Here is a 20,769-nt window from a genome sequence, read left to right on the forward strand (position 1 = left end):
GGGCCCCCCCCGGGCCGCGGGCGGGGGCCCCCTTACGCCGGGGGCCACCGGGGGGGGGGGGGGGGGCCCAACCCCGGGGGGGGGGGGCGGCCGCGGGGGGGGGGGGCCCCCCCCCCCCCCGCCCCGCGCCCCACGATTCCCCCCGCAGAAGTGCCTATCCAGGCCGCAAGATCAATTCACCCCAACGGGCAGGCGCTCGGAGTGAAGACAGGGAGCGCTAGGGGGCGCGTTCACCAGGGGATCTGTTGGGACGATCACCGGACGTCTACGGTCGAAACGGGCACTGAGGCGGGGAGGTGGGCGGATGTCGGTGCAGTCCGCCGAGGCGGAACGTGCGTTGGTGCGCGTCTGTGACCTGGCCGGACGGCCGCGAGGGACGGGGTTCCTCGCGGAGGCGGCCGGTGGGTGCGGGACGCTGGTGACGAGTCATGAGGCCGTCGACGGGCTGGTGCGCCTCGTGCTGCACGCGTGGGGCGAACAGACGATCCTCGTGGAGGCGGACGCCATCACGCCGCTGCCCGCGCTCGGGCTGGCGCTCGTGGCGGTCGAGGGGCTGGAGGACGTGCCACCGCTGCCGGTCGCGGCGGCCGTGCGGCCGGGGAAGGTGCGGCTGCGCGGCCGGGCGTGGACGGACGCGGAGATCGTCGGCACGGCGTCCGTCACCTACACCGCGACGGACCGCTTCCACCTGCTGGACGAGGTGCACGAGCTCGCCGCGCGGGAGTGGGAGCCGGGTCCGGAGGTGTCGGGAACGCCTGTGCTCGACCCGGGGACGGGGGCCGTGCTGGGCGCGGTGGTGACCGCGCTGCACGCCGGGCACCGGGCGGACGGCTTCGCGGTGCCGTTGCGGGGGCTGGGCGAGCTGCTGGAGCGGAACGCGGCGACGGTCCCGGCCTACGGGGCGCACCTGAATCTCGCGGGGGCGCTGCAACTGACCGCCACCTCCGTGGGTTCCGCGGGCGCGCCGCACGGGCTGCGAGGGCGGGAGCCGGTCGTGCGCCCGGAGACGGAGGCGGTGCTGCGGGCGTTCGCGGAGGGCGGCCCCGGCGGCGGAGGGCGTTCGCTCGTGCTGGGCCTGGTGGGGGATCCGGGCTGCGGCCGGACGACGGAGCTGGCGGCGCTGGCCGTGCGGCGCGCGACGGGGGCGGAGCCGGCGCCGACGCTGTGGCTGCGCGGGGCCGAACTCCACACGGGTGACGGCGGGTTGAAGGACGCGGTGGAGCGTTCGCTGCGTGCCGCCGGTCGCATCGTGCACGCGGGGGCGGGGCCTGGGGACGCCGCGCCGGTCACCTCGCCGGACGCGGTGGCGCACTTGGCGGAGGACGCCGGGCGCCCGCTGCTGGTGGTGCTGGACGGGCCCGAGGAGATGCCGCCGGTACTGGCGCACAGCCTGCCGGACTGGGTCGCGGGGACGGCGAGTTGGCTGCGGGCGGCCGGGGTGCGGCTGGTCGTGGCATGCCGTCCGGAGTTCTGGGAGCAGGCGGGCGCGCTCTTCCCCCGGGGCGTGCTGCACGACCCGGGGCGCCGCGCGGGCACCCGGGCCCTGCCCGCCTGCGTGCGCCTGGGGGATCTGCCGGAGCCGCAGGCCGGCCGGGCGCGTGAGCGGTACGGCGTTCCGGAGGGGGCCCTCACGAAGGAGGACGGGGCGCATCCGCTGGCGCTGCGGCTGCTGTCGGAGGTGCGGGCGGCGCTTCCGGAGGGGCCGGCGGACGGTCCCGGGGGGCGGCCGGACCGGGCGGAGGTCTTCGGGGCGTACCTGGACCTGGTCTGCCTGCGGATCGCCGTGCGGCTGGCTGCCGACGGCCGGGGCGACCCGCGTGGCACAGCGGTGCGGCGCCTCGCGGCGCGCGTGGCGGGCCGCGCCCACGAAGCGGCACGGCGCTGCCTGGGGCCCGGGCAGGGCGAGCTGGACCGCGAGTCGTTCGAGGAACTGTTCCCGTGGCGTACGGGGTGGGCCTCCGCGGTGCTCACCGAGGGCCTTGTGGTCCCCGCGGGTGCCGGATACCGCTTCGCGCACGAGGAGTTCGCGGACTGGCTCCAGGGCGGGCATCTGGAGCTGGACCAGGCGCTGTACGCGCTGGTGCACCGCTGGTCGGCCGCGTCCCCGCCGGGCGGCACGGCGGAGGCCCCCGTGCGTCTGCCGTCGCGGCCCCCGGCCGTCGCGGGGCGGGGCGGTACGCCGCCGGTGCCCCTCGCGCCGCCGCTGGCGCCGCCGTCCGCACCGCGTTCGCTTCCGGTGCCCCGGCACCGCATCGGGCCGGTCGTGCAGTCGCTGCTGGTGACCGACCGCCGGTGCGGGGCGGCCGAACTCGCGCGGAGACTTGAGGATTTGGTGCTGGCGCTCGACGGATGGGCGGCCCCGCCCGCCGCCCGCGGCGGCTCCGGGCGACCGCTGCTCGACGGCGTGCCGCGCCCGCGGGACCGCAGCGGGGCGAGTCCGGCGCCCGGTCCGCAATGGGAGCGGGAACGCCGGGCGGACGCCGTGTGGTGGGCCGCGCACCTGCTCGGCGAGGCGCTGTTGCGGGTGCCGGACGTGCTGCCGTACCGGGGCGTGCTGCGCCTGCTGGCCGAGCGGATCACGGCCCGGTCGATCGAGGCCGGCGGATTCCGGGAGGGCCCGGGGCTGGGCCGGTTCGGCCCGTGGTTCTGGCGCCGGCTGCGGTTGCCGCTCGACGAACGACTCGCACTGCTGCGGCAGTTGCTTCCCGCCGACGCGCCGCCGCAGGGCGGGGACGAGGAGCGCTTCCTGACGGCCGCGGGGGAGGAGCTGGCCGCCGCGCCCCGCGAGGCGCTGCCGGCCGTCTGCGCCTGGTTCGCCGACGAGCGGCCGCTGCAGTCTGCCCCCGGCGGACCGCGCCCGACGGTGGCCACCGCCGCGCAAGCCCTGCTGCACACCCACCGGCACCGCGCCGTGGACGATCTCACCGAGACCCTGGTCGCGGCCGCCCACCCGCGGGCCGACGAGCTACTGGCCGCGCTCGCCGAGGACGAACCGGCAGCCGTCTGCCGGGCCGTCGACCGCTGGGCCCACGACGGCCGGCCCGAACGCCATGTGGCCGCCGCAGCGTACGGCCTGCGCACCGCCCCGCACGTCACCGTGCCCGCCGACCGCCGCCTGCTGCGCTACGCGGCGCTGGCGATCCTCGCCCGCCCCGCCGACTGCACCCTGCACGGCGCCGCCCTTGCCGTCCTGGTACGCGATCCGGCCACCCGGTCCTTCCACCTGCCCGCCGCCCTGGACCGCTTCGCCGCGGGCGACCCCCGGCTGCCCGCCGACGCGCTGGCCACCGCCCTGGCCACCCATCCCGATCCGGTCCTCGCCGCCTTCCACACCCGCCTGCGCGAGCCGGGCGGGGGCGGCGCCGAGGTGCTGCGGGCCCTGGCGGAGATCGGCGACCAGGCGCTGGCCCGCCGCGTCGCCGCGCTCGTCCGCGACCACCTGGAGCAGCGTCCCGAGGGCGCCGCGCACGTCGCGGAGTACCTCGACCGCCGCCTGGAGGACGGTCCGGGCGTGCGGGCGGTGCTGCTCCCGCTGACCGTCGGGCTGCTGCGGGAGCATCCGGCCGAGGTGCGGCGCGCCCTGGCGCCCGTGCTGGCCGCGCCCGGCGGCCACAGCTCACGGTCGCTGCGCCGGGAACTCCTGGACGCCCTCCTGGAACGCGAACGCGACCACGGAGTCCTCGACGCCCTGCTCACGGCGGCCGCCGGGGGCTGTGCGCTGCGGCCCGCGCCGTTGACCCGCGACCTGGTGCACCGCGTCGGCGTCCTGCTCTGCCGGTCCCCTGAGGGGGCGACGCTCTTCGACCGCCGGCTGGTGCAGCTGGCCGCCGCCCATCCGGGATTCGCCCGGCAGGTGCGCGGCTGGCTCGCGGCGGACGGCGGCGCCGGGGTGTGGGACACGCTCGTCGGCCCGAGTGCCCGGCGTGCCTTCGACCGGCCGGCGGCGGACACCCCGCCCGCCCGGGCGCCGGAGGCGACCGCCCTGGTCCTCTGATCAGGGCGTGAGGCGGCGCCGGTGCGGGCGCGGCCCGCCGCGTCCGTGGGGGCGCCGCGCCGGTGGGGGTCCCGGCATGGCAGTCTTGGACCTGCAAACGGACAACCAACAGCGGTCGAGGAGCGGTCACAGTGCAGCGCTGGCGAGGCTTGGAGGACGTCCCGGGGGACTGGGGACGCAGCGTCGTCACCATCGGCTCCTACGACGGCGTGCACCGTGGGCACCAGCTGATCATCGGCCGCGCGGTGGAGCGTGCCCGGGAGCTCGGCGTGGCCTCCGTCGTCGTCACCTTCGACCCGCACCCCAGCGAGGTCGTGCGGCCCGGCAGCCACCCGCCGCTGCTGGCGGCCCACCACCGCCGCGCCGAGCTGATGGCGGAGCTCGGCGTCGACGCGCTGCTGATCCTCCCCTTCACCTCCGAGTTCTCCCGGCTCTCGCCCGGCGACTTCATCCGTACGGTGCTGGTCGACGCGCTGCACGCGCGGACCGTGATCGAGGGCCCCAATTTCCGTTTCGGGCACAAGGCGGCCGGGGACGTGGAGTTCCTCTCGGCGATGGGTCTGAAGTACGACTACGAGGTCGACGTCGTCGACCTGTACCTGACCGGCGCGGCGGGCGACGGCCAGCCCTTCTCGTCCACGATGACCCGGCGCCTGATCGCCGAGGGCGACGTGGCCGGCGCCATGGAGATCCTCGGCCGCCCGCACCGTGTCGAGGGCGTCGTCGTCCGCGGTGCGCAGCGCGGCCGCGACCTGGGCTACCCCACCGCGAACGTGGAGACCGTGCCGCACACCGCGATCCCCGCGGACGGCGTGTACGCGGGCTGGCTGCACGTCGGCGACGAGGCCATGCCCGCCGCGATCTCCGTCGGCACCAACCCCACCTTCGACGGCACCGCGCGCACGGTCGAGGCGTACGCCATCGACCGCGTCGGCCTGGACCTGTACGGACTGCACGTGGCCGTGGACTTCCTCGCGTACCTGCGCGGGATGGAGAAGTTCGACACCATCGACGCGCTGCTGGAGCGCATGGCGGACGACGTCAAGCGCGCCCGCGAGATCGTGGACACGCACGGCTCCGAGTGAGCGGAACCTGAGACGCCGAGGGCCCGCCCCGCCGTGTCGGCGGTGGCGGGCCCTCGGCCTTTCGTGTCCCTACGGCTGGTGCGTCCAGCCCGGCGGGATCGGTCCCGGCGTGCCCTGCTGCTCCTGCTGCTCGGGCTCCCCGGGCTGCTGGTGCGGCGCCTGCTGGGGCTGCTGGGCCTGCGGCGGCGGAGGCGGCTGCTGGGTCCAGCCGTGCGGCATGCCCCCCTGGGCGGGCGGCGGCGGGGCCGGCTGCCCGTACGGCTGCTGGTGCGGCGGCGGATAGCCGCCCTGCTGCGGTGGCATCGGCCGGCCCGGGTAGGGCTGCCCGGCCTGCGGCGGCGGATAGCCCCCCTGCTGCGGCATCGGCTGCTGGGCCGGGTAGAGGCCCTGCGCCTGCTGCGCGCGCAGGAAGTCCTCGGCGACCAGGGCCGCGAGGTGGAAGTACGCCTCGCGGGTCTTGGGGCGCATCATGTCGAGGTCGACCTCGGCGCCCGCGGCCAGGTGCTCGTCGAAGGGCACCACGGCGACGCCGCGGCAGCGGGTCTCGAAGTGCGCGACGATGTCGTCCACCTTGATCATCTTGCCGGTCTCGCGGACCCCCGAGATGACGGTGAGACTGCGCTGCACCAGGTCGGCGTAGCCGTGCGCGGAGAGCCAGTCCAGCGTCGTGCTGGCACTGCTGGCGCCGTCCACGGACGGGGTGGAGACGATGATCAGCTGGTCCGCGAGGTCGAGCACGCCGCGCATGGCGCTGTAGAGCAGGCCGGTGCCCGAGTCGGTGAGGATGATCGGGTACTGCTGGCCGAGCAGGCCCACGGCGCGCCGGTAGTCCTGGTCGTTGAAGGTGGTGGACACGGCCGGGTCCACGTCGTTGGCGATGATCTCCAGACCGGAGGGCGCCTGCGAGGTGAAGCGGCGGATGTCCATGTAGCTGTTGAGGTGCGGCAGCGCCTGGACCAGGTCGCGGATGGTCGCGCCGGTCTCGCGGCGCACCCGGCGGCCCAGGGTGCCGGCGTCCGGGTTGGCGTCGATGGCGAGGATCTTGTCCTGGCGCTCGGAGGCGAGCGTGGCGCCGAGGGCGGTGGTGGTCGTCGTCTTGCCCACGCCGCCCTTGAGGCTGATCACCGCGATGCGGTAGCAGGACAGCACCGGGGTGCGGATCAGGTTCAGCTTGCGCTGGCGCTCCTGCTCCTCCTTCTTGGCGCCGATCTTGAAGCGGGACGGCTGGTTGTTGTTCTTGCGCGCCTTGGGCTGCTGGCGCAGCAGGCGGTCCGAGGAAAGCTCCACGGCCGCGTTGTAACCGAGCGGGGCGCCGTGCATGACGCGCTGCTGGTCCTGGTCGTGGCCGGGACCGGGGCCGCCCCACCCGGCGGCGATCCGCGGATCGACGGGGGGCTGCGGCTGCGGCTGGGCCTGCGGAGGCTGCTGCGGTTGCGGCGCCGGCGGCGGGTAGCCGTAACCCTCCTGCGGGGCGGGCGCGTTGGGGCCCGCCTGCGGCGGCATGGGCTGCGCCGGGCCGGGGGCCGGCGGCGGACCCTGCTGCGGATACGGCATCGGAGGCTGCTGCGGTTGCGGCGCCGGCGGCTGGGGATAGCCGTAGGCCTGCTGGGGCTGCGGCGGCTGGGGCGCGTTCGGGCCGCCCCACGGCGTCCCCTGGGCGGGCTGCGGATAGCCGTAACCGGCCTGCGCGGGCGGCGGGTAGCCGTAGCCGTACGGAGGCGGGGGCTGCGGGGGCTGCTGAGGTGCGTCGGGGCCGCCCCAGGGCGCGCCCTCGGCGGGCTGCGGGTAGCCGTAACCCTGCTGGGGCGGGGGGAGTTGCTGCTGGGCCTCCGCCGGCTGGTACTCCGGCGGCAGGGGCGGTACGTGGGACTGCGGCGCCGGTGCCGGGGTCGGGGCCGCCGGCTCGGCCGCGGGCGGCGCGGGCTCGGCGGCCGCCTCGGGTTCCCGGCCCTCCTGACCCTGTTCCGGCGCCTGTTCCGCGTCCGGCCCGGAGTCCGCAGGCGCCTGCTCCCGTGCCGGCTGCGCCGGTTCCCCGCCGGCCGCCTCGGGGGCGCGGGGCGCGGGCGGCGTCTGCCGGGGACCGTCGTTCCGGGACGGTTCGGCGGCCGGGGGAGTCGGCACGGGCGGACTGACAGGCGGTCCCACGGGCGGTTGCGGAGTGCCGGACGCGGCGGGCGCCGAGCCGCCGCCTGCCTGCTGGGTGTACCAGGACGGGGGCGCGTAGTCGATCTGGAACTCGCCCGTGAGGTCCGCGTCGGACTGATCCCCGTCCGGGGCGGCCGCGCCCGCGCGGATGTCGTCCTGATCGCTGCTCACTGTGCCTCCTGGTCAACTGATGTACGTGCCCGGCCCGTCGGGAACGGACACGTTTCCCCCGTCACGGAGTTCCGCGGCAAGCTTTTCGCGGCTCACCGCAAGAGCCTAATCACTCGCCCGGCACGGACGGCAAGTGCTGTTGACCTCACGGTCCGCACCATGACGCGATGACCGCTTTGTCCCGCCCGGTCGCCGCGCACCCCGGCGAGTCGACGCCCCGTTGCGCGCACCGTGCCCCCGTGCCCCATGCCCGCCACCGGGGCCGGGAAACGCTCGCGCCACCGGCCGTCGACGGCCGGCGACGCGGGACCGCCGCCCGGCCAGGGACCGTACGGCCGCGGCTAGTCGACCCGGCGGGCCGGGCCCAGCAGCCCCGTTTCCGCGTCCGTCGGCTGCGTCATGACGAACTGACGGTGCTTACGCGTGCACCACATCGTCACGTTGTCGCCGAGGGTCGGCAGCGCCGCGACGTCGGTGTCCGCCAGTCCCATCAGCCGGCCGATCACCTCGGCCTCCTGCGGGGACACCCGCTGCAGCCCGACCACGTCCGCGCTGCTCAGCAGGCGCGGTGCGGTCGGGCCGAGGTAGGGGAGCAGCGTCATGACGGACTGCCAGGACTGCGCGGCGACCCGGCTGCGCGGCGGGCGGGCGCCGCAGTCGCGCACGATCACCACCGGGCTGTGCACGGACGGGCCCTGCGGCGCGATCCGGCCGACCTCGTGCACCGTCACGCACTGCTGGCCGCCGCCCGCCGCCTGCGCCATGGGCGCCCAGGACTGCGGGCGGGCGGTCTCCACCGCCACCCGCGCCCCGGTCGCGGCGGCGCGCAGCGAGAGCACCTGCGCCAGCCACATGCTGCCGACGAGCAGCACGTCCAGCCGGGCCGGCCGGCTCAGGGCCAGCACCGCGGGCTGGTTGCCGGCGTCGACGCCGATGACGACACCGTCGTCACCGATCGGAAGGGACAGGCCGGACAATTGCTCGGCGGACATCGTGTGCCGGTCGCGGCGCGGGCCGAGGAGCCCGAAGGCTGCGCGCAGGGTGCGCCGCGCGGCGCCCTCGCCGGCAGCGCCGCCGCGGTCGGGACCGAGCGGCAGGTGCGAGGGGCGCGGTTCGGCGCCGCCGGGGAACCCGGAGCCGGCGCCGGGGCGCTGTCCGCCGAAAGCGGGAACGGTCGGGGCCGACATCAGCGGGTACCTCCCAGGGGCAGCGTGGCGAGGATGCCGGGCACCTGCTCGCGGTCCAGCCGCGCCAGGCCCACCTTGGACGCGGTCGCCCGGCGTTCCAACTGGGCCCGGGCCTCGACGAGTTCGTTCTCGCTGCGGCCGGTCAGCCGTACATAGCCGGACAGCAGCGACGCCCGGCTCCCGCCCGGTGTGACGACCAGCGAGAAGGTGCTCGCCAGGGCGGGGGAGGAGGTCAGCAGCCCGACCAGGTCGGGCAGTCCGGTCGCCTGTGCGCCCAACTGGGGCCAGCGGCTCACCCAGTACGTGGTGTGCCAGCGGTCGTCGCAGCGCCAGGCGCGCGGGCTCTCCGAGGTGCGGCGCGCCTGGCGGCTGCCGTCCAGGGCGGCGCCGCCGGTGGTGGCCATCGGGTTCACACAACTCGACGTCGCGACGGCCGCGATGATCTCCGGCTCGGTCAGCACCCGGGCCTGCAGCCCGGCGCCCACCAGGCGGCTCGTCAGATGGTCGGCGGCGCGCAGCAGCGCCCGGCGGGCACCGGCGATGCCGCCGCCGCGGGCCTTGACGGCCTCCGGGCACAGCTCCGGGTCGAGTTTGAGGGCGACCCAGGTCAGCCGGAGCCCCGGGGTCCGCGACTGCGCCTGCAGCGGCGCGTACGACCGTGCGGCCACCGCCTGCGGCGGCAGGTGCGGCGCGGGCGCGGGCTGGGTGTGCTGGACGACCTGCACGGACGCCAGGCGGATGTCGTCCACCTCCAGCAGGTCGTGCAGCAGGTCGAGCGGCAGCGAGCGCGTGCCGCGGGCCGGCCGCAGCGGCTCGTCGACCGCCTGCACCTGCACCACGGCGGTCAGGAAGGTGCCGTCGCCGACCATCCCGATCTCGCGCTGCCCGCGCTCGTCGGTGAAGCCGTAGGTGCGCAGCGCCGGGTCGCACTCGACGGCGGGCACGAAGCCGGGGTCGGTGCCCGGCGGCACCGGGACGGCGTTGCGCCGCTGGCGGGTCTTCAGCGCCCGGGCCGCGGACATCCATTCGGGCATCGGGCGGCCGCGCTTGCGCAGCAGGCCGAAGAGCACCAGCGGCAGCGCGACGGCGGCGGCCACGACGGTGCCCATCACCTTGTCGATCAGGAAGCCGCCCAGCAGAAGTGCGAGGGCCAGCTCGATCAGCACCAGCTGCTGCACCCGCACCGGGCCTATGCTGCCCGGCCGCCGGGTCATCGCCGGGGCCGCCGCCCGGGCCCGCGGGCCGCGGGAGGTGCCGCCGGACGTCCCGGGCGGGCCGGGGTGCGCGGGTGGTGGCTGGTTCCCGGACGTGCGCCCGGACCTGGTCGCGGTGGTCATCCCCCGTACAACCCTTCTGCTGCCGTTCGTACGTCTGCTTCGTACGCCTGCTCCGCCGCTCCGCGTCCGCCCGGGGCCTTTGCCCCGTTCGTCCCGCGGGACGCTCCCGGCAGTGCCTGGCGGGCCGATCACCCTACCCCGTACCGTACGGTGCGATCGTCACACGGCATAGTAGGGGTCCCATCGGTCCCCGCCGTCGTCGCGGCGGTGCGGGCCCCGGCGCCAGGCACGACAACACAGCAGCGAACAACGGGGAGTTGACGCAAGGATGGCGACACGCAGGGATGAGCTGAACGCCTACTCGTTCGCGCGCAAGCGCACGGTGGCAGCGTTTCTCCAGCCCTCGCCGCACGGTTCCGAGGAAGCGGCCCCGCGCCCGCTCAAGACCGTCGCCCCGAGTCTCGTCGTGGGCCTGCTGATCGTCGTCGCCTTCGGCTTCTGGGGGATACTCAAGCCCTCCGCGCCGACCGGCTGGAACAAGCCGGCCGAGAAGGTCATCGTCGGCGACGAGTCGACCACCCGCTACGTGGTGCTGAAGACCAACGGCGAGGCGCAGTTGCACCCCGTGCTCAACCTCGCCTCCGCCCGGCTGCTCCTGGACCCGCAGAAGTTCGGGGTCATCAAGGTCAAGGAGTCGGTGCTGGACAACAGCGGGATGACGCTGGGCACCACCATCGGCATCCCGTACGCCCCCGACCGGCTGCCGGGGGCCGACGACGCGGGCAAGGCCAAGACCTGGGCGCTCTGCGAGGCGCCGGGGGGCGGCACCAACTCCGCCACACAGCGCGCGGTGTTCGTCATCAACCGGCAGAAGCCCCAGGAGGCGGCGCTCGTCGGCGGCCGGAACCAGCTGCGCGCCGACGAGGCCATGTACATAGAGGTACCCGACGGCGCCCAGTACCTGGTGACGGACAAGGGCAACGCCTACCTGCTGGGCGACGCCGGCGGCAGGCAGGACCGGGTCACGGTGAACCTCCTGCGCCAGGTCGTCTTCGGTGCCTCCGCGCAGCCGCAGAAGGTGGACGCCGCCTTCCTGTCGACGCTCAACAGCAGGAACGGCGCCCTCTACTTCCCGCCCGTCGCGGACCTCGGCGCCCCCTCCGCCGCTCCCGGCCTGAGCCCGGAGCACGCGAAGGTCGGCCTGGTCCTCAAGGCCAACAACGACCAGTACGTGGTGCAGAAGGACCGGGTCGTGCGGGTCACGGACTTCGTGGCGAAGCTGCTGCTCAACATCCCGGCCGCGGCGTCGCTGTACAGCGGTTCGCCGGAGCCCGCGTCCGTCGGCATCGGCGAGGTCGCCTCGGCGCAGGCGAGCGAGACCTACCTGGACAACCTGGGCTGGCCCGAGAAGGCCGTCACCCAGGCCAACACCCAGGACGAGAAGTCCGGCCGCCGGGTCGCCTGCAGCGTGTACAGCGGTACCGACGACAAGCTCACCAAGCAGCCGGCGATGACGATGTGGGCCGGCCGCAAGTTTCCCCGCGACGTCGCGCAGAGCGGTACGAACACCTACGTCTCCCCGGGCAGCGGCCTGTTCTACAGGGCGTACGACGGCACCGACAAGCGCATCGGGTCCATCTACCTCGTCACCGACACCGGCCTGCGCTACTCGGTGCCCACCACCGGGGACAGCGACGCAGGCGGCGCCGCCAAGCAGGACGAGGAAGTCGGTGTCGTGCAGACCAAATTGGGGTATGGGAAGAACTCCCCGGTGCCCGTGCCGAAGATCTGGTCCGATCTTCTGGCGACCGGTCCGACCCTCGACGAAGGCGCCGCCAAGCAGGCGCAGGGTTCCTGATCAAGGCCGGAACAATACCGTCGACGATCCCTCAACGCCGTTAGTAACGTGAGGGTTTGGTGATGACGGTCAGGATCCCGATACGGAACCGGTTACCTGTTCGCCTTGTCACGGGTATTGGCTAGAGTTGAAGACCGACGACACCCACCGTTGTCGATCGGATACCGGATCTTCTACGTCTCATGGGGGACTCCACACATGGCTGGACAGCAGTTCACCATGACCGAGGAGGAGATGGTTGCCTTCAGCAGCCGTATCTCCACGGTCAACTCCTCGATTCAGGGCGAGATTCGCCGCCTCCAGACCGTGATCGACACGATCACCTCGGGCTGGAAGGGCTCCGCTGCCACGGCGTACAACAATCTGCAGACGCAGGTGAACGAGGACGCCAACAAGATCAATCAGATCCTGGGCGACATCAAGGAAGCCGTCGACGCGAGCACCCGGAACTACTCCGCCTCCGAGGAGGAGCAGCGCGCGTCCATCCAGAGCATCTCGTCCCAGGGTGGCAACCCGTTCGGATGACCGGCCCTGTGCGCCCGTGCGCCGGTGCCCGTCGCCCGCGTCTCGTCGTGAGCGCGTGGCCGCGCACGCAGCGCATGCCGTTCCTGTCCGAATCCAACATCTGAGGAGACATCACATGTCCGGGCAGATCCTGGTCAACTTCCAGACCATCTCCCAGGCCGCGACGGACGTCCGTACGACGGCCAACAACATCAAGCGCCAGCTGGACGACCTCGAGTCGGGCGTGAAGAAGATCGCCGCCACGTGGGAGGGCTCGGCGCAGGAGGCCTACCGCGCCAAGCAGACCGAGTGGGACCAGCGCGCCGCCTCCATGCACCAGACCCTGGAGGCCATCGCCCGCGCGCTCGACACCGCGGCGCAGAACTACCAGGACACCGAGAACAAGAACCGGCAGATCTGGGGCTGATTCGCGCGCCTGGCCGCGTCACGCGCGATGAGGGCGGGTGTGTACGGACGACGTACGTGCTCGCCCTCATCGGCGGTTCGGCCCACGAACCGCACACAACGGGAGGACGGAAGACCAGTGGGATCGCACGCCGTGAGGCGCACCGCCGCAATCGCCGCAGCCGCGGCGATCACCGCCTTCGGCCTGCCGGTCTCCGGGGCCGCTGCCGGGGCGGACGCCTCGGCCGACGGCGTACGGACCGTCCTCGCCGACGGCGGCGGCCTGGGGGAACGCTTCCAGATCGACGACACCCAGTGCTCCTTCCCGTCCGACCCGATCGCGGGCACGCCCTGGTCGCTGCAGCGCATCGTCCTGGACCAGCTCTGGCAGGACACCCAGGGCCTCGGTGTGATGGTCGCCGTCATCGACACCGGCGTCGACGACACGAACAGGCAACTGGCCCCGGCCATCGCCCGCGAGGTCGGCACCGGCGCCCACAAGAAGCGCGCCGGCCTGGACTTCTTCGACAGGAAGCACGGCGACGGCACCAAGGACGACGTAGGCCACGGCACCAAGGTCGCCGGCATCATCGCCGCCCGGCCCGCCCCGGACACCGGCTTCGTCGGCATCGCCCCGCGGGCCTCCATCCTCGCCATCCGGCAGAACGACAACCAGGGCGGCGGCACGGTCGGGACGATGACCGAGGCGATCCGTTACGCGGTGCGCAGCGGTGCCAAGGTCATCAACATCTCGCAGGACACCGCGTCCACGTTGCCGCCCGACTCGGCGCTGGAGCGGGCCGTCGACTATGCCAAGGACCACGACGTCCTCATCGTCGCCTCCGCCGGCAACGACGGCGCCGACGGCAAGAACAAGCGGACCTACCCCGCTTCCTACGACGGCGTCCTCGCGGTCGGCGCCTCCGACCGCGACAACGCCCGCGCCAACTTCTCCCAGCCGGGTCCGTTCGTGGGCGTCGCGGCCCCGGGCGTCGACATGGTCTCCACCGTCCCCTACGGCGGCCACTGCATCGACCAGGGCACCAGCTTCTCCGCGCCGTACGTCGCAGGTGTCGCCGCCCTCATCCGGGCCAAGCACCCCGACTGGGGCTACCGCCAGGTCATCACCCAGATCGAGCAGACCGCCGACCGCGGCAAGCCCGGCCGCGACGACTTCGTCGGCTGGGGCGTCGTCGACCCCGTCGCCGCGGTCAACGACGACGCGACCACCCCCCAGGCCGCCCCGACGCCCGATCCGGTCGTCAACCCCGGTGGCCACGAGAAGATCGAGGCAGCCACGGTCGTCCTCGGCGAGACCCCCCAGCAACGCACCGAGCGCTACGCCGTCTACACGGTCGGCGGCGCGGCCGCGGGCATCGCTCTGCTGGTGGGAGGCGGGGTCGTCCTCGGCGACTGGCGCCGCAAGCGAGGGATCAACACATGAGTAGGAACGGGGAAGCGACACGATGAGTGACCAGTACAAGGTCGATCTGAGTGAGCTAGAGGACACGATCACCAAGCTCAACGGCGTGATCAGCCAATTGGGCGTCGCCAACGTCTGCGCCAGGAACGACACCTATCTGCCGCCGGGCGCGCTCGGATCGGGATTCGCGGAAGCCGAGGAACTGTCCCGTGCGCACGAGGACATGAAGACGCACATCGAGTCGGTTGTGGCCTACATCCATGGCGTCATGAACGACTTCGGCGGCAAGACCAAGAAGGTGCACGGCCATTATTCGGACGCCGAATACGACGCGCAGGGCGGCATGTCCGGCAGCGGTAAGTGAACACATCATGCGCGGATCGATGAACGTCGTGCCGGTCGCCAAGGGGGATAGGAATCATGGCTGACGAGGGAACGTACTACGAGTACCAGGCCCCGACGCAGTGCTATGCCGGGGAGCACACCACGAACTTCGCCGGCGCGAAGAACATGGACCAGATGAAGGCCATGCTCGCCAACGCCGACCACGTGGAGGTCGAGTCCTGCGCGCAGGGCTGGCTGCAGGTCCACGACCAACTGGTCACCGGGTCCGGCAGCGCCAAGTTCGTCTTCGACGCCGCGGTCGAGCACATCACCCAGCACTGGGACGGTGCCGCGGCGGAGGGGTTCCGCGAGCAGGCCAAGATCATCAGCAAGATGATCACGGACTGCTCCACGTATGCCAAGTACACCTCGCAGGCGATGACCAACGCGGCGTCCGTACTCAAGACGATCAAGCCGCAGGTCGACGCGATGGAGAAGCCCGGCACCCTGTCCAGCTGGGGCGACGCGCTCGGCGACGGCTTCGACCGCAGCGACGCGCAACTGCACACGGACCTCGGCAACGGCATGGACACGCAGTCCGCGCTGGACCGCAACCGCGGTTCGCTGTCGGCGGGCAAGGAAGCGCAGCTCGAAATGGCTGTGAAGATGGAGCAGCTGGGCGCGGGGTACAACGCGCAGTCGAGGGCGATGGGGTCGTGGACGAAGAAGCCCATGCCTAAGGGACGGGTCAATGACAGTGACGACTACCCGGGTGACCCGGGCGGCGTCGCACCTGTCCCCGTCGTGGTGCCCCCGGAGATCACGCAGCCCAACACGGGCGCCTCAAGCCGCCCGACGCGACGGACGTCGACCGGCACGGTGTCGCCGACCGTCAGGGAAGTGAAGCCGCCCCGGGAAAGCGGTATCAGCGGCGGGGTGCAGAAGCCGCCCGCCGGCACCAAGCCTCAGGTCGGCACTGCCATCGACGGCATCGGCGGGGGGACGACCGGTGCGGGCGGCTACGGCGGCGGCAGCGCCGGCATCGGTGGCGGCGTCGGCGGAGTCGGTGGCCCCGGTGCCGGTGGCACTGCCGGCGTCGGTGGCGCCGGTGCGGGTCTCCCGGGCGCCTTGGGCGGCGTAGGTGGACGCGGCGGAAGGGCGACCGGTTCCGGCGCGGGTGGCGCCGGACGGGCCGGAGCGGTCGGTCGTGGCGGTATGCCCGGTGCCGGCGGCGCGGGCGCCGGAGCGGGCGGCAGGGGCGGTGCAACCGCCGGACGCGGGGGGAGCCTCGCCCGTCGCGGGGGCGGCGTCGTCGGCGCCGCCAAGGGCACCGGATCGGGTACGCGCGGCACACCGGGCGGTTCGGGCCTGCACAAGAGTCGCGGCGCTTCCGGTGCGGGCAGCGGAAACACCGGCAAAGGCGCGAACCGCATGATGGGTCGCGGCTCGACCGATCGGACGGAAGAGGAAGAGCGGCGTGAGGGAGAGCGTCCCGACTACCTGGTCGAGGACGAGGAGACCTGGACCCCTGAGCGCAACAACGCTCCTCGGGTCATCGAGTAACCAGTTGGTCCACCGCACGATGTAGAAAGGCTTGGCGGTACGGCCGAAGGCCGTACCGCCAACTCGCCAGGGAAAGGACGTACGGGTGGCTTTCGCGCGAATGCTGCAGATCGCAGGTGGGGCGGCGCTCGCAAGTGCCTTGATCTTCGCTTCGGCGCCAGTCTCGGCGGCTGACGACATCAGGGACAAGCAGTGGCCTCTCGTCGCGTTCGACGCAGAAGCCATCTGGAAGGTCACCCGAGGCAAGGGGGTGACCGTAGCCCTGATCGACTCCGGGGTGAACGCCAACCATGTCGATCTCAAAGGAAGTGTGATCCAGGGCAAGGACTTCATGGACGGTGGCTCCACCGACCCTGGTCCAGACGACTCGCATGGCACGGAGATGGCTTCTGTCATCGCCGGTCACGGTCATGGTCCTGGCTCGACCGAGGGCGTCATGGGCCTTGCTCCCGAGGCCAGGATCCTGGATATCCGTGATGACGGGGGACGTGCGGACGGATTCGCATCGTCAATCCGGTACGCCGTTGATCACGGTGCGTCTGTCATCAACATCTCGTCGGAGGGGTCGTCGAGACTGGATGCGGAGGCGGAGGCGGTCGCTTATGCGCTCAAGAAGAACGTCCTGGTCGTTGCCGGTGCGGGTAACGACGGATCTGAGATGGGGTACCCGGCCGGTTACCCAGGTGTGGTCGCCGTCGGAGGCGTGAAGAACGACACGCGCATCTGGGAGAATTCGAATTACGGCACGCAACTTCTCCTCACCGCGCCGGCGACGTCCATCCTCGCGGCCGGATCGAAGTCCGACACCGCCTATCGTTCAGGCACGGGGACTTCCGACTCTACCGCCTTCGTCTCCGCCGCAGCGGCCCTCCTCCGCGCCAAGTTCCCCGATCTGACCGCAGGTCAGGTCGTCAACCGCCTGACCAGGACCGCCGGGCTCCCCGCGTCCGCGAAGGGCATCCCGCTCCCGGACAAGCGCTACGGCTACGGGTTCATCCAGCCGCTCGCCGCCCTCACCCGGGACATCCCTGCGGGGCCGAAGTACGGCCCGCTCGCCGTGCCGGAATCGCTCAAGACCGGGCAGAGCGGCGCCGGCCAGGGGGCCACGGACGACCCCTCGGCCCCCGCGCCGAGCGTCACCGGCGGCGCCATGAGCGACGACGAGCAGGCGGCCGCCGACCGCAAGCAGGTCATCGCGCTGAGCGTGATCGGCCTGGTGGGCCTTCTCGTCCTCGCCCTGAGCATCTTCGTGATCGTCAAGATCGCCCGCCGCGACAAGGGCGACGGCAACCGCCCCGGCGGCCCGGGCGGCCCCGGCGCGCCGGGCGGCGGATACGCGCCGTACGGACAGCCGCAGGCGCCGCAGCAGTACCAGCCCCAGCCCCAGCCGCAGCAGGGCAATCCGTACGCGCAGAACCCGTACGGGGGGCAGCAGCAGAGCCCGCCGTCGTCGTGGGGGCCGGGGCGCCAGTAACGAACAGCCGTCGTACGTCAACGCATTCAACGGGGAGAAGGCATCGGCCATGGCCGGTTACTACAAGGTGGAACTCGACGCGCTCGCGGAGCTCGGCACGCAGTTGGGGAACTGCGCCGACGAGATGCGCTCCGCGATGAAGGTCCTGAAGGACATCGGCCCGAAGGGCTCCGGCTTCGCGGAACTGGAGGCGGCCTGTGACGACTTCCAGGACGCCTGGGGCTACGGGATCGGGCTCATCGCGGACGCGACGGGGGGCGTCACCAAGGGCCTGGCCGACACCCGGAAGGTGTACGAGACCCTGGAGCAGCAGGTCGCGGCCTCCTTCAAGCCGTCGGGCAAGGGGGAGACCACGTGACATCGACGCCCGAGGGCGGGCCGGAGGACGGTGCCGCGGCGTTCCGGTTCCAGGTGCAGCCCGAATTCCACGAGATACCCCTTGGCATAGGGCTGGACGAAGAGACGTTCACGGAGCGGATGCGGGCGTACGCGCGCGACTATTGGGGCGACCGGGAGGACTGGGAGCCGCTGCGCAGGATGTTCACGGCCGTGCACGCGGCGAACGCGCAGCAGCTCGCCGCCGACGGCGTCGTCCACCAGGCGCTCGGCATCTTCCCCATCGGGGGTACGGCCGACGGCGCTCAGGCACCCGAACGGGTGAGCCGTTGCACGCTGTTGGTCAGTGTGCGGGAGTTGGACAATCCGGATCCCGCGCTCGCCGCCGCCGGCATCGTGGAGACGCTGGCGCGCACCAACGACGGGGGCGAAGCCCAGCTCGTCAGCCTTCCCGCGGGACCCGCCGTGGTGAACGTCGCCGGGTCGCGCGCGGTCTGGAGGCTCCCGGACGGCGAACAGGAGAGGTTCTTCGTCCGGATCGAACTCTGGCTGCCGTTCCCGCAGGAGAACCGGTTGCTCCTGTTCTGTCTGAGTACGTCCGATGTCCAGGATCTCTTCCACTACCAGGCGGTTCTCGCGGACATCGCCGACACCGTCACCTTCGCGGGCACGGAGGACGGCACCGGTGACGCAGCCGAGGCACCGACGGCGAACGTCGCGGATCCGCGGGAGAGGACGGCGTACGCATGACCACGCAGACATACGATGCCCTCGGTTTCGACCCGGCGCCCGGGGTCCCGGCGTCGGTGGCCCAGCTCGTCACCACCCTGAGCAGGGTCGGCAATCAGCTGAACGAGGCGCACGGCACGCTGACCCGGCTGGGCAAGAGCGATGGCATCTGGGAGGGCGACGCGGCGGACGGCTTCGCCAAGAAGGTCGGCGAACTGCCGAAATACCTGATCGACGGGTACGGCTCGTTGATCGACGCCGCCCACGCCCTGCACCGGTGGCAGTCGCAGCTCACCGACTTCCAGACCCTCGCGGCCCGCTACGAGGCGGAGGCCGAGCAGGCCCGCCGGGCCCTGGCCTCGGCGCAGTCCGCTCCGGATCTCCGGCTGGCGGGGCGGACCTTCGACACCGACGCCGCGCTGCAGGACGCCCAGCGGCGCCTCGACTTCGCCGTCAATCAGGTCAACGAGGCCACGGACGGACTGAACACCGTCATCAAGAAGGCCCAGGACCTGCTGAGCGACCACGAGGCGGCGGCCCGTGCGGCGGCCGAGGCCATCCGCAAGGCCGCCGAACGTGCCCCGGACGAACCGGGGCTCTTCGACCGGTTCCTCGATTCCCTGAAGGACCTGGGCGACAGGATCAAGGATCTCGCCGCCGACGTCCTGGACTGGCTCAAGAACAACGCCGACCTGCTGTACAAGATCGGCGACTGGCTCGGCTACGCGAGTGCGGCGTGCGACGTCCTGGCGGTCGTCTTCTCGGAGACCATCGTGGGCGCGGTGGTGTTCGAGGCCATCGGCATGGTCCTGAACGCCGGAGCGCTGGCCTTCCATGCCGGTGGCTGGGCTCTGGGAGCCAAGGACGGCTCGTGGTTGGACATCGGCCTCGACATCGTCGGATTTGTGCCGTTCGGCGACCTCGCCCGCGGTGGCAAGGTCGCCGTGGGCGCGCTCAAGGGCGTCAAGATCCCGATGAACGTCCTCGACTTCGGTGCGAAGGCGGCGGATTCGTGGAAGCGTGCCGGCGATCTGATCGACGCGGTCGGCGGAACCGCCAAGTTCGGCGAGGACGCCGAGAAGTGGGTGGCGCGCAACTGGAGTTCCCTCGGCAACAAGGCACACGCCATCCACGTCACCGCGGACAAGTTCGCGGACCGGTTCGCGCTCGCCGTCGCCAAGGAGTTCGGCGACTCCACGCTGTACCGGGCGGGGACGTCCCTGCTCGACGCCCCGTTCCGGAAGATCATGCCGGAGCTGATCGAGCGCACGCCGCTGTCGCGTATCCCCGCTCTCGCGGACTCCGTCAGACCGGTCGTCGACGAGGCGGGCACCGTCGTCGGGAAGTACATCGACCCGCGGTCGTGGACGGCGCGCGGGTACGAGGCCGCCATGGGGGCGAAGGATCTGTACAAGGAGGGTGTGCGCCACGTGACAGAGGACGTGCAGTACACGTCGGACAAGGTCCATGAAAGTATCGACCGGGCCCGTTCCACGGCCGGTCGGATCGTCGACACCATCAACCCCTTCGGATAGCCGTGAGCAACAGTCACCCGGGGTGGTCGGCCCCGGCTCATCAGACACCGTTCCCCACGCCCGCGCCCGCGTCCCGGCAGGTGTTCCAGGTCTCCCCGCCCGGTCCCGGCGACCCGGAGCGGCAGGGGTCCCGGCTGGTCCTGGCGATCAGGCAGCCCGGCAACCGACGGGACGCCGCGGCCTTGGCGTACGTCTACGCATCCCCCGGGTCCCGGAACCCGGGCGCCGCCTCCTCCACCGCGCTGTGGATCCACGGCGGCGCGGACGGCGGCCCGTTGTGCGTCGTGCGCCCTGCCGGCCGCGCGGAGTACGAGGTCGGCACCCCCGAGGGCGGCCCGCTCGCGCGGATCAGCCGGCGTTCCGGGCGGGTCCTGCCCTGGCCGCGGCGTGTCCGGTGGACCATCCGGCCCGTCGGCGCCTCCGCGGCGGCCGTGGGCAAGGCGGGCTCCTGGTACGCGTGGACGTTCTACCTGCTGCTCGCTCCGGTCTGGTTCCCCCTGTGGCTCGTGCAACTGGTGTACTCGCTGGTCGACGGCTCGGATCCGGTCGACCTCGACGGCCCGCAGCGCACGCGATGGCGTACGGCCGGTGCGGGCACCGCGCTCGACCGGCGGGGCGTCAGCTCCGCGGTGTACGACCTCGATCCACGGCGCCTGGATGCCCGGATCGCCTACGCCCAGGCCGTACTCCGCTCCGGGAGCAACCTGCTCCCGTCGTGACGCGGGCCGCCGAGGTCGTGGCCCGCTGTGCCATGCGGGA

General features: G+C 72.8%; 16 protein-coding genes. 13 read left to right on the forward strand and 3 right to left on the reverse strand.

What is annotated here, in order from left to right; genetic code table 11:
* Nucleotides 1-304 precede the first annotated feature (304 nt).
* Both ACIP98_RS36075 and ACIP98_RS36080 read left to right on the forward strand, forming a co-directional pair.
* The gene (locus ACIP98_RS36075; protein ID WP_401980331.1) at nucleotides 305-3,994 is read left to right on the forward strand and encodes a serine protease; all 3,690 of its coding nucleotides are present in this window, start codon (nucleotides 305-307) and stop codon (nucleotides 3,992-3,994) included.
* A 131-nt stretch (nucleotides 3,995-4,125) separates the two neighbouring features.
* Nucleotides 4,126-5,079, forward strand: a complete 954-nt coding sequence (locus ACIP98_RS36080) for a bifunctional riboflavin kinase/FAD synthetase (RefSeq protein ID WP_319665363.1) — start codon at nucleotides 4,126-4,128, stop codon at nucleotides 5,077-5,079.
* Nucleotides 5,080-5,148: 69 nt separating this feature from the next.
* Here ACIP98_RS36080 and ACIP98_RS36085 read toward each other — a convergent pair whose 3' ends face one another.
* The 3 genes from ACIP98_RS36085 to eccE all read right to left on the reverse strand — a co-directional run bounded on the left by ACIP98_RS36085 (nucleotide 5,149) and on the right by eccE (nucleotide 9,919).
* Entirely contained in the window at nucleotides 5,149-7,395 is a 2,247-nt protein-coding gene (locus ACIP98_RS36085) for an SCO5717 family growth-regulating ATPase (protein ID WP_401980333.1), read from the reverse strand.
* A 341-nt stretch (nucleotides 7,396-7,736) separates the two neighbouring features.
* Nucleotides 7,737-8,582 carry a hypothetical protein gene (locus tag ACIP98_RS36090; protein WP_319665361.1) on the reverse strand — a complete coding sequence of 282 codons (846 nt, stop codon included), beginning with the start codon at nucleotides 8,580-8,582 and terminating at the stop codon, nucleotides 7,737-7,739.
* Complete coding sequence (eccE, locus tag ACIP98_RS36095; RefSeq protein ID WP_401980335.1) at nucleotides 8,582-9,919, reverse strand: type VII secretion protein EccE; 1,338 nt, start codon at nucleotides 9,917-9,919, stop codon at nucleotides 8,582-8,584. Before eccE ends, ACIP98_RS36090 begins: the two co-directional genes overlap by 1 nt.
* 268 nt (nucleotides 9,920-10,187) lie before the next feature.
* Between eccE and eccB the strand changes: the two genes are divergently transcribed.
* The 11 genes from eccB (at nucleotide 10,188) to ACIP98_RS36150 (ending at nucleotide 20,729) form a co-directional block, all read left to right on the forward strand.
* Nucleotides 10,188-11,717: a type VII secretion protein EccB gene (gene eccB / locus ACIP98_RS36100; RefSeq protein WP_319665359.1), complete on the forward strand. Its 1,530-nt coding sequence runs from the start codon at nucleotides 10,188-10,190 to the stop codon at nucleotides 11,715-11,717.
* Between the two features lie 198 nt (nucleotides 11,718-11,915).
* Entirely contained in the window at nucleotides 11,916-12,242 is a 327-nt protein-coding gene (locus tag ACIP98_RS36105) for a WXG100 family type VII secretion target (RefSeq protein ID WP_319665358.1), read from the forward strand.
* Nucleotides 12,243-12,357: 115 nt separating this feature from the next.
* On the forward strand, nucleotides 12,358-12,648 hold the full coding sequence (locus tag ACIP98_RS36110) for a WXG100 family type VII secretion target (protein ID WP_319665357.1): 291 nt from the start codon (nucleotides 12,358-12,360) through the stop codon (nucleotides 12,646-12,648).
* Between the two features lie 132 nt (nucleotides 12,649-12,780).
* Nucleotides 12,781-14,070: a type VII secretion-associated serine protease mycosin gene (mycP, locus tag ACIP98_RS36115; protein ID WP_319665356.1), complete on the forward strand. Its 1,290-nt coding sequence runs from the start codon at nucleotides 12,781-12,783 to the stop codon at nucleotides 14,068-14,070.
* 22 nt (nucleotides 14,071-14,092) lie between these two features.
* Nucleotides 14,093-14,413 (forward strand): hypothetical protein, encoded by a 321-nt coding sequence (locus ACIP98_RS36120; RefSeq protein ID WP_319665355.1) that lies wholly within the window; start codon nucleotides 14,093-14,095, stop codon nucleotides 14,411-14,413.
* 56 nt (nucleotides 14,414-14,469) lie between these two features.
* Complete coding sequence (locus tag ACIP98_RS36125) at nucleotides 14,470-15,936, forward strand: hypothetical protein (protein WP_401980338.1); 1,467 nt, start codon at nucleotides 14,470-14,472, stop codon at nucleotides 15,934-15,936.
* Nucleotides 15,937-16,021: 85 nt separating this feature from the next.
* A complete protein-coding gene (locus ACIP98_RS36130) occupies nucleotides 16,022-17,410 on the forward strand; it encodes a S8 family serine peptidase (protein WP_401980339.1) in 1,389 nt (462 codons plus the stop codon).
* A gap of 49 nt (nucleotides 17,411-17,459) precedes the next feature.
* Nucleotides 17,460-17,768 carry a hypothetical protein gene (locus ACIP98_RS36135; RefSeq protein ID WP_401980341.1) on the forward strand — a complete coding sequence of 103 codons (309 nt, stop codon included), beginning with the start codon at nucleotides 17,460-17,462 and terminating at the stop codon, nucleotides 17,766-17,768.
* Entirely contained in the window at nucleotides 17,765-18,496 is a 732-nt protein-coding gene (locus ACIP98_RS36140; protein ID WP_319665351.1) for a hypothetical protein, read from the forward strand. The genes ACIP98_RS36135 and ACIP98_RS36140 overlap by 4 nt, the downstream gene beginning before the upstream one ends.
* Entirely contained in the window at nucleotides 18,493-20,010 is a 1,518-nt protein-coding gene (locus tag ACIP98_RS36145; RefSeq protein ID WP_401980342.1) for a putative T7SS-secreted protein, read from the forward strand. Before ACIP98_RS36140 ends, ACIP98_RS36145 begins: the two co-directional genes overlap by 4 nt.
* Nucleotides 20,011-20,012: 2 nt before the next feature.
* The gene (locus ACIP98_RS36150; RefSeq protein WP_319665349.1) at nucleotides 20,013-20,729 is read left to right on the forward strand and encodes a hypothetical protein; all 717 of its coding nucleotides are present in this window, start codon (nucleotides 20,013-20,015) and stop codon (nucleotides 20,727-20,729) included.
* Nucleotides 20,730-20,769: the final 40 nt, after the last annotated feature.

It is taken from the genome of Streptomyces sp. NPDC088354, from assembly GCF_044753585.1.
Classification (GTDB): Bacteria; Actinomycetota; Actinomycetes; order Streptomycetales; family Streptomycetaceae; genus Actinacidiphila.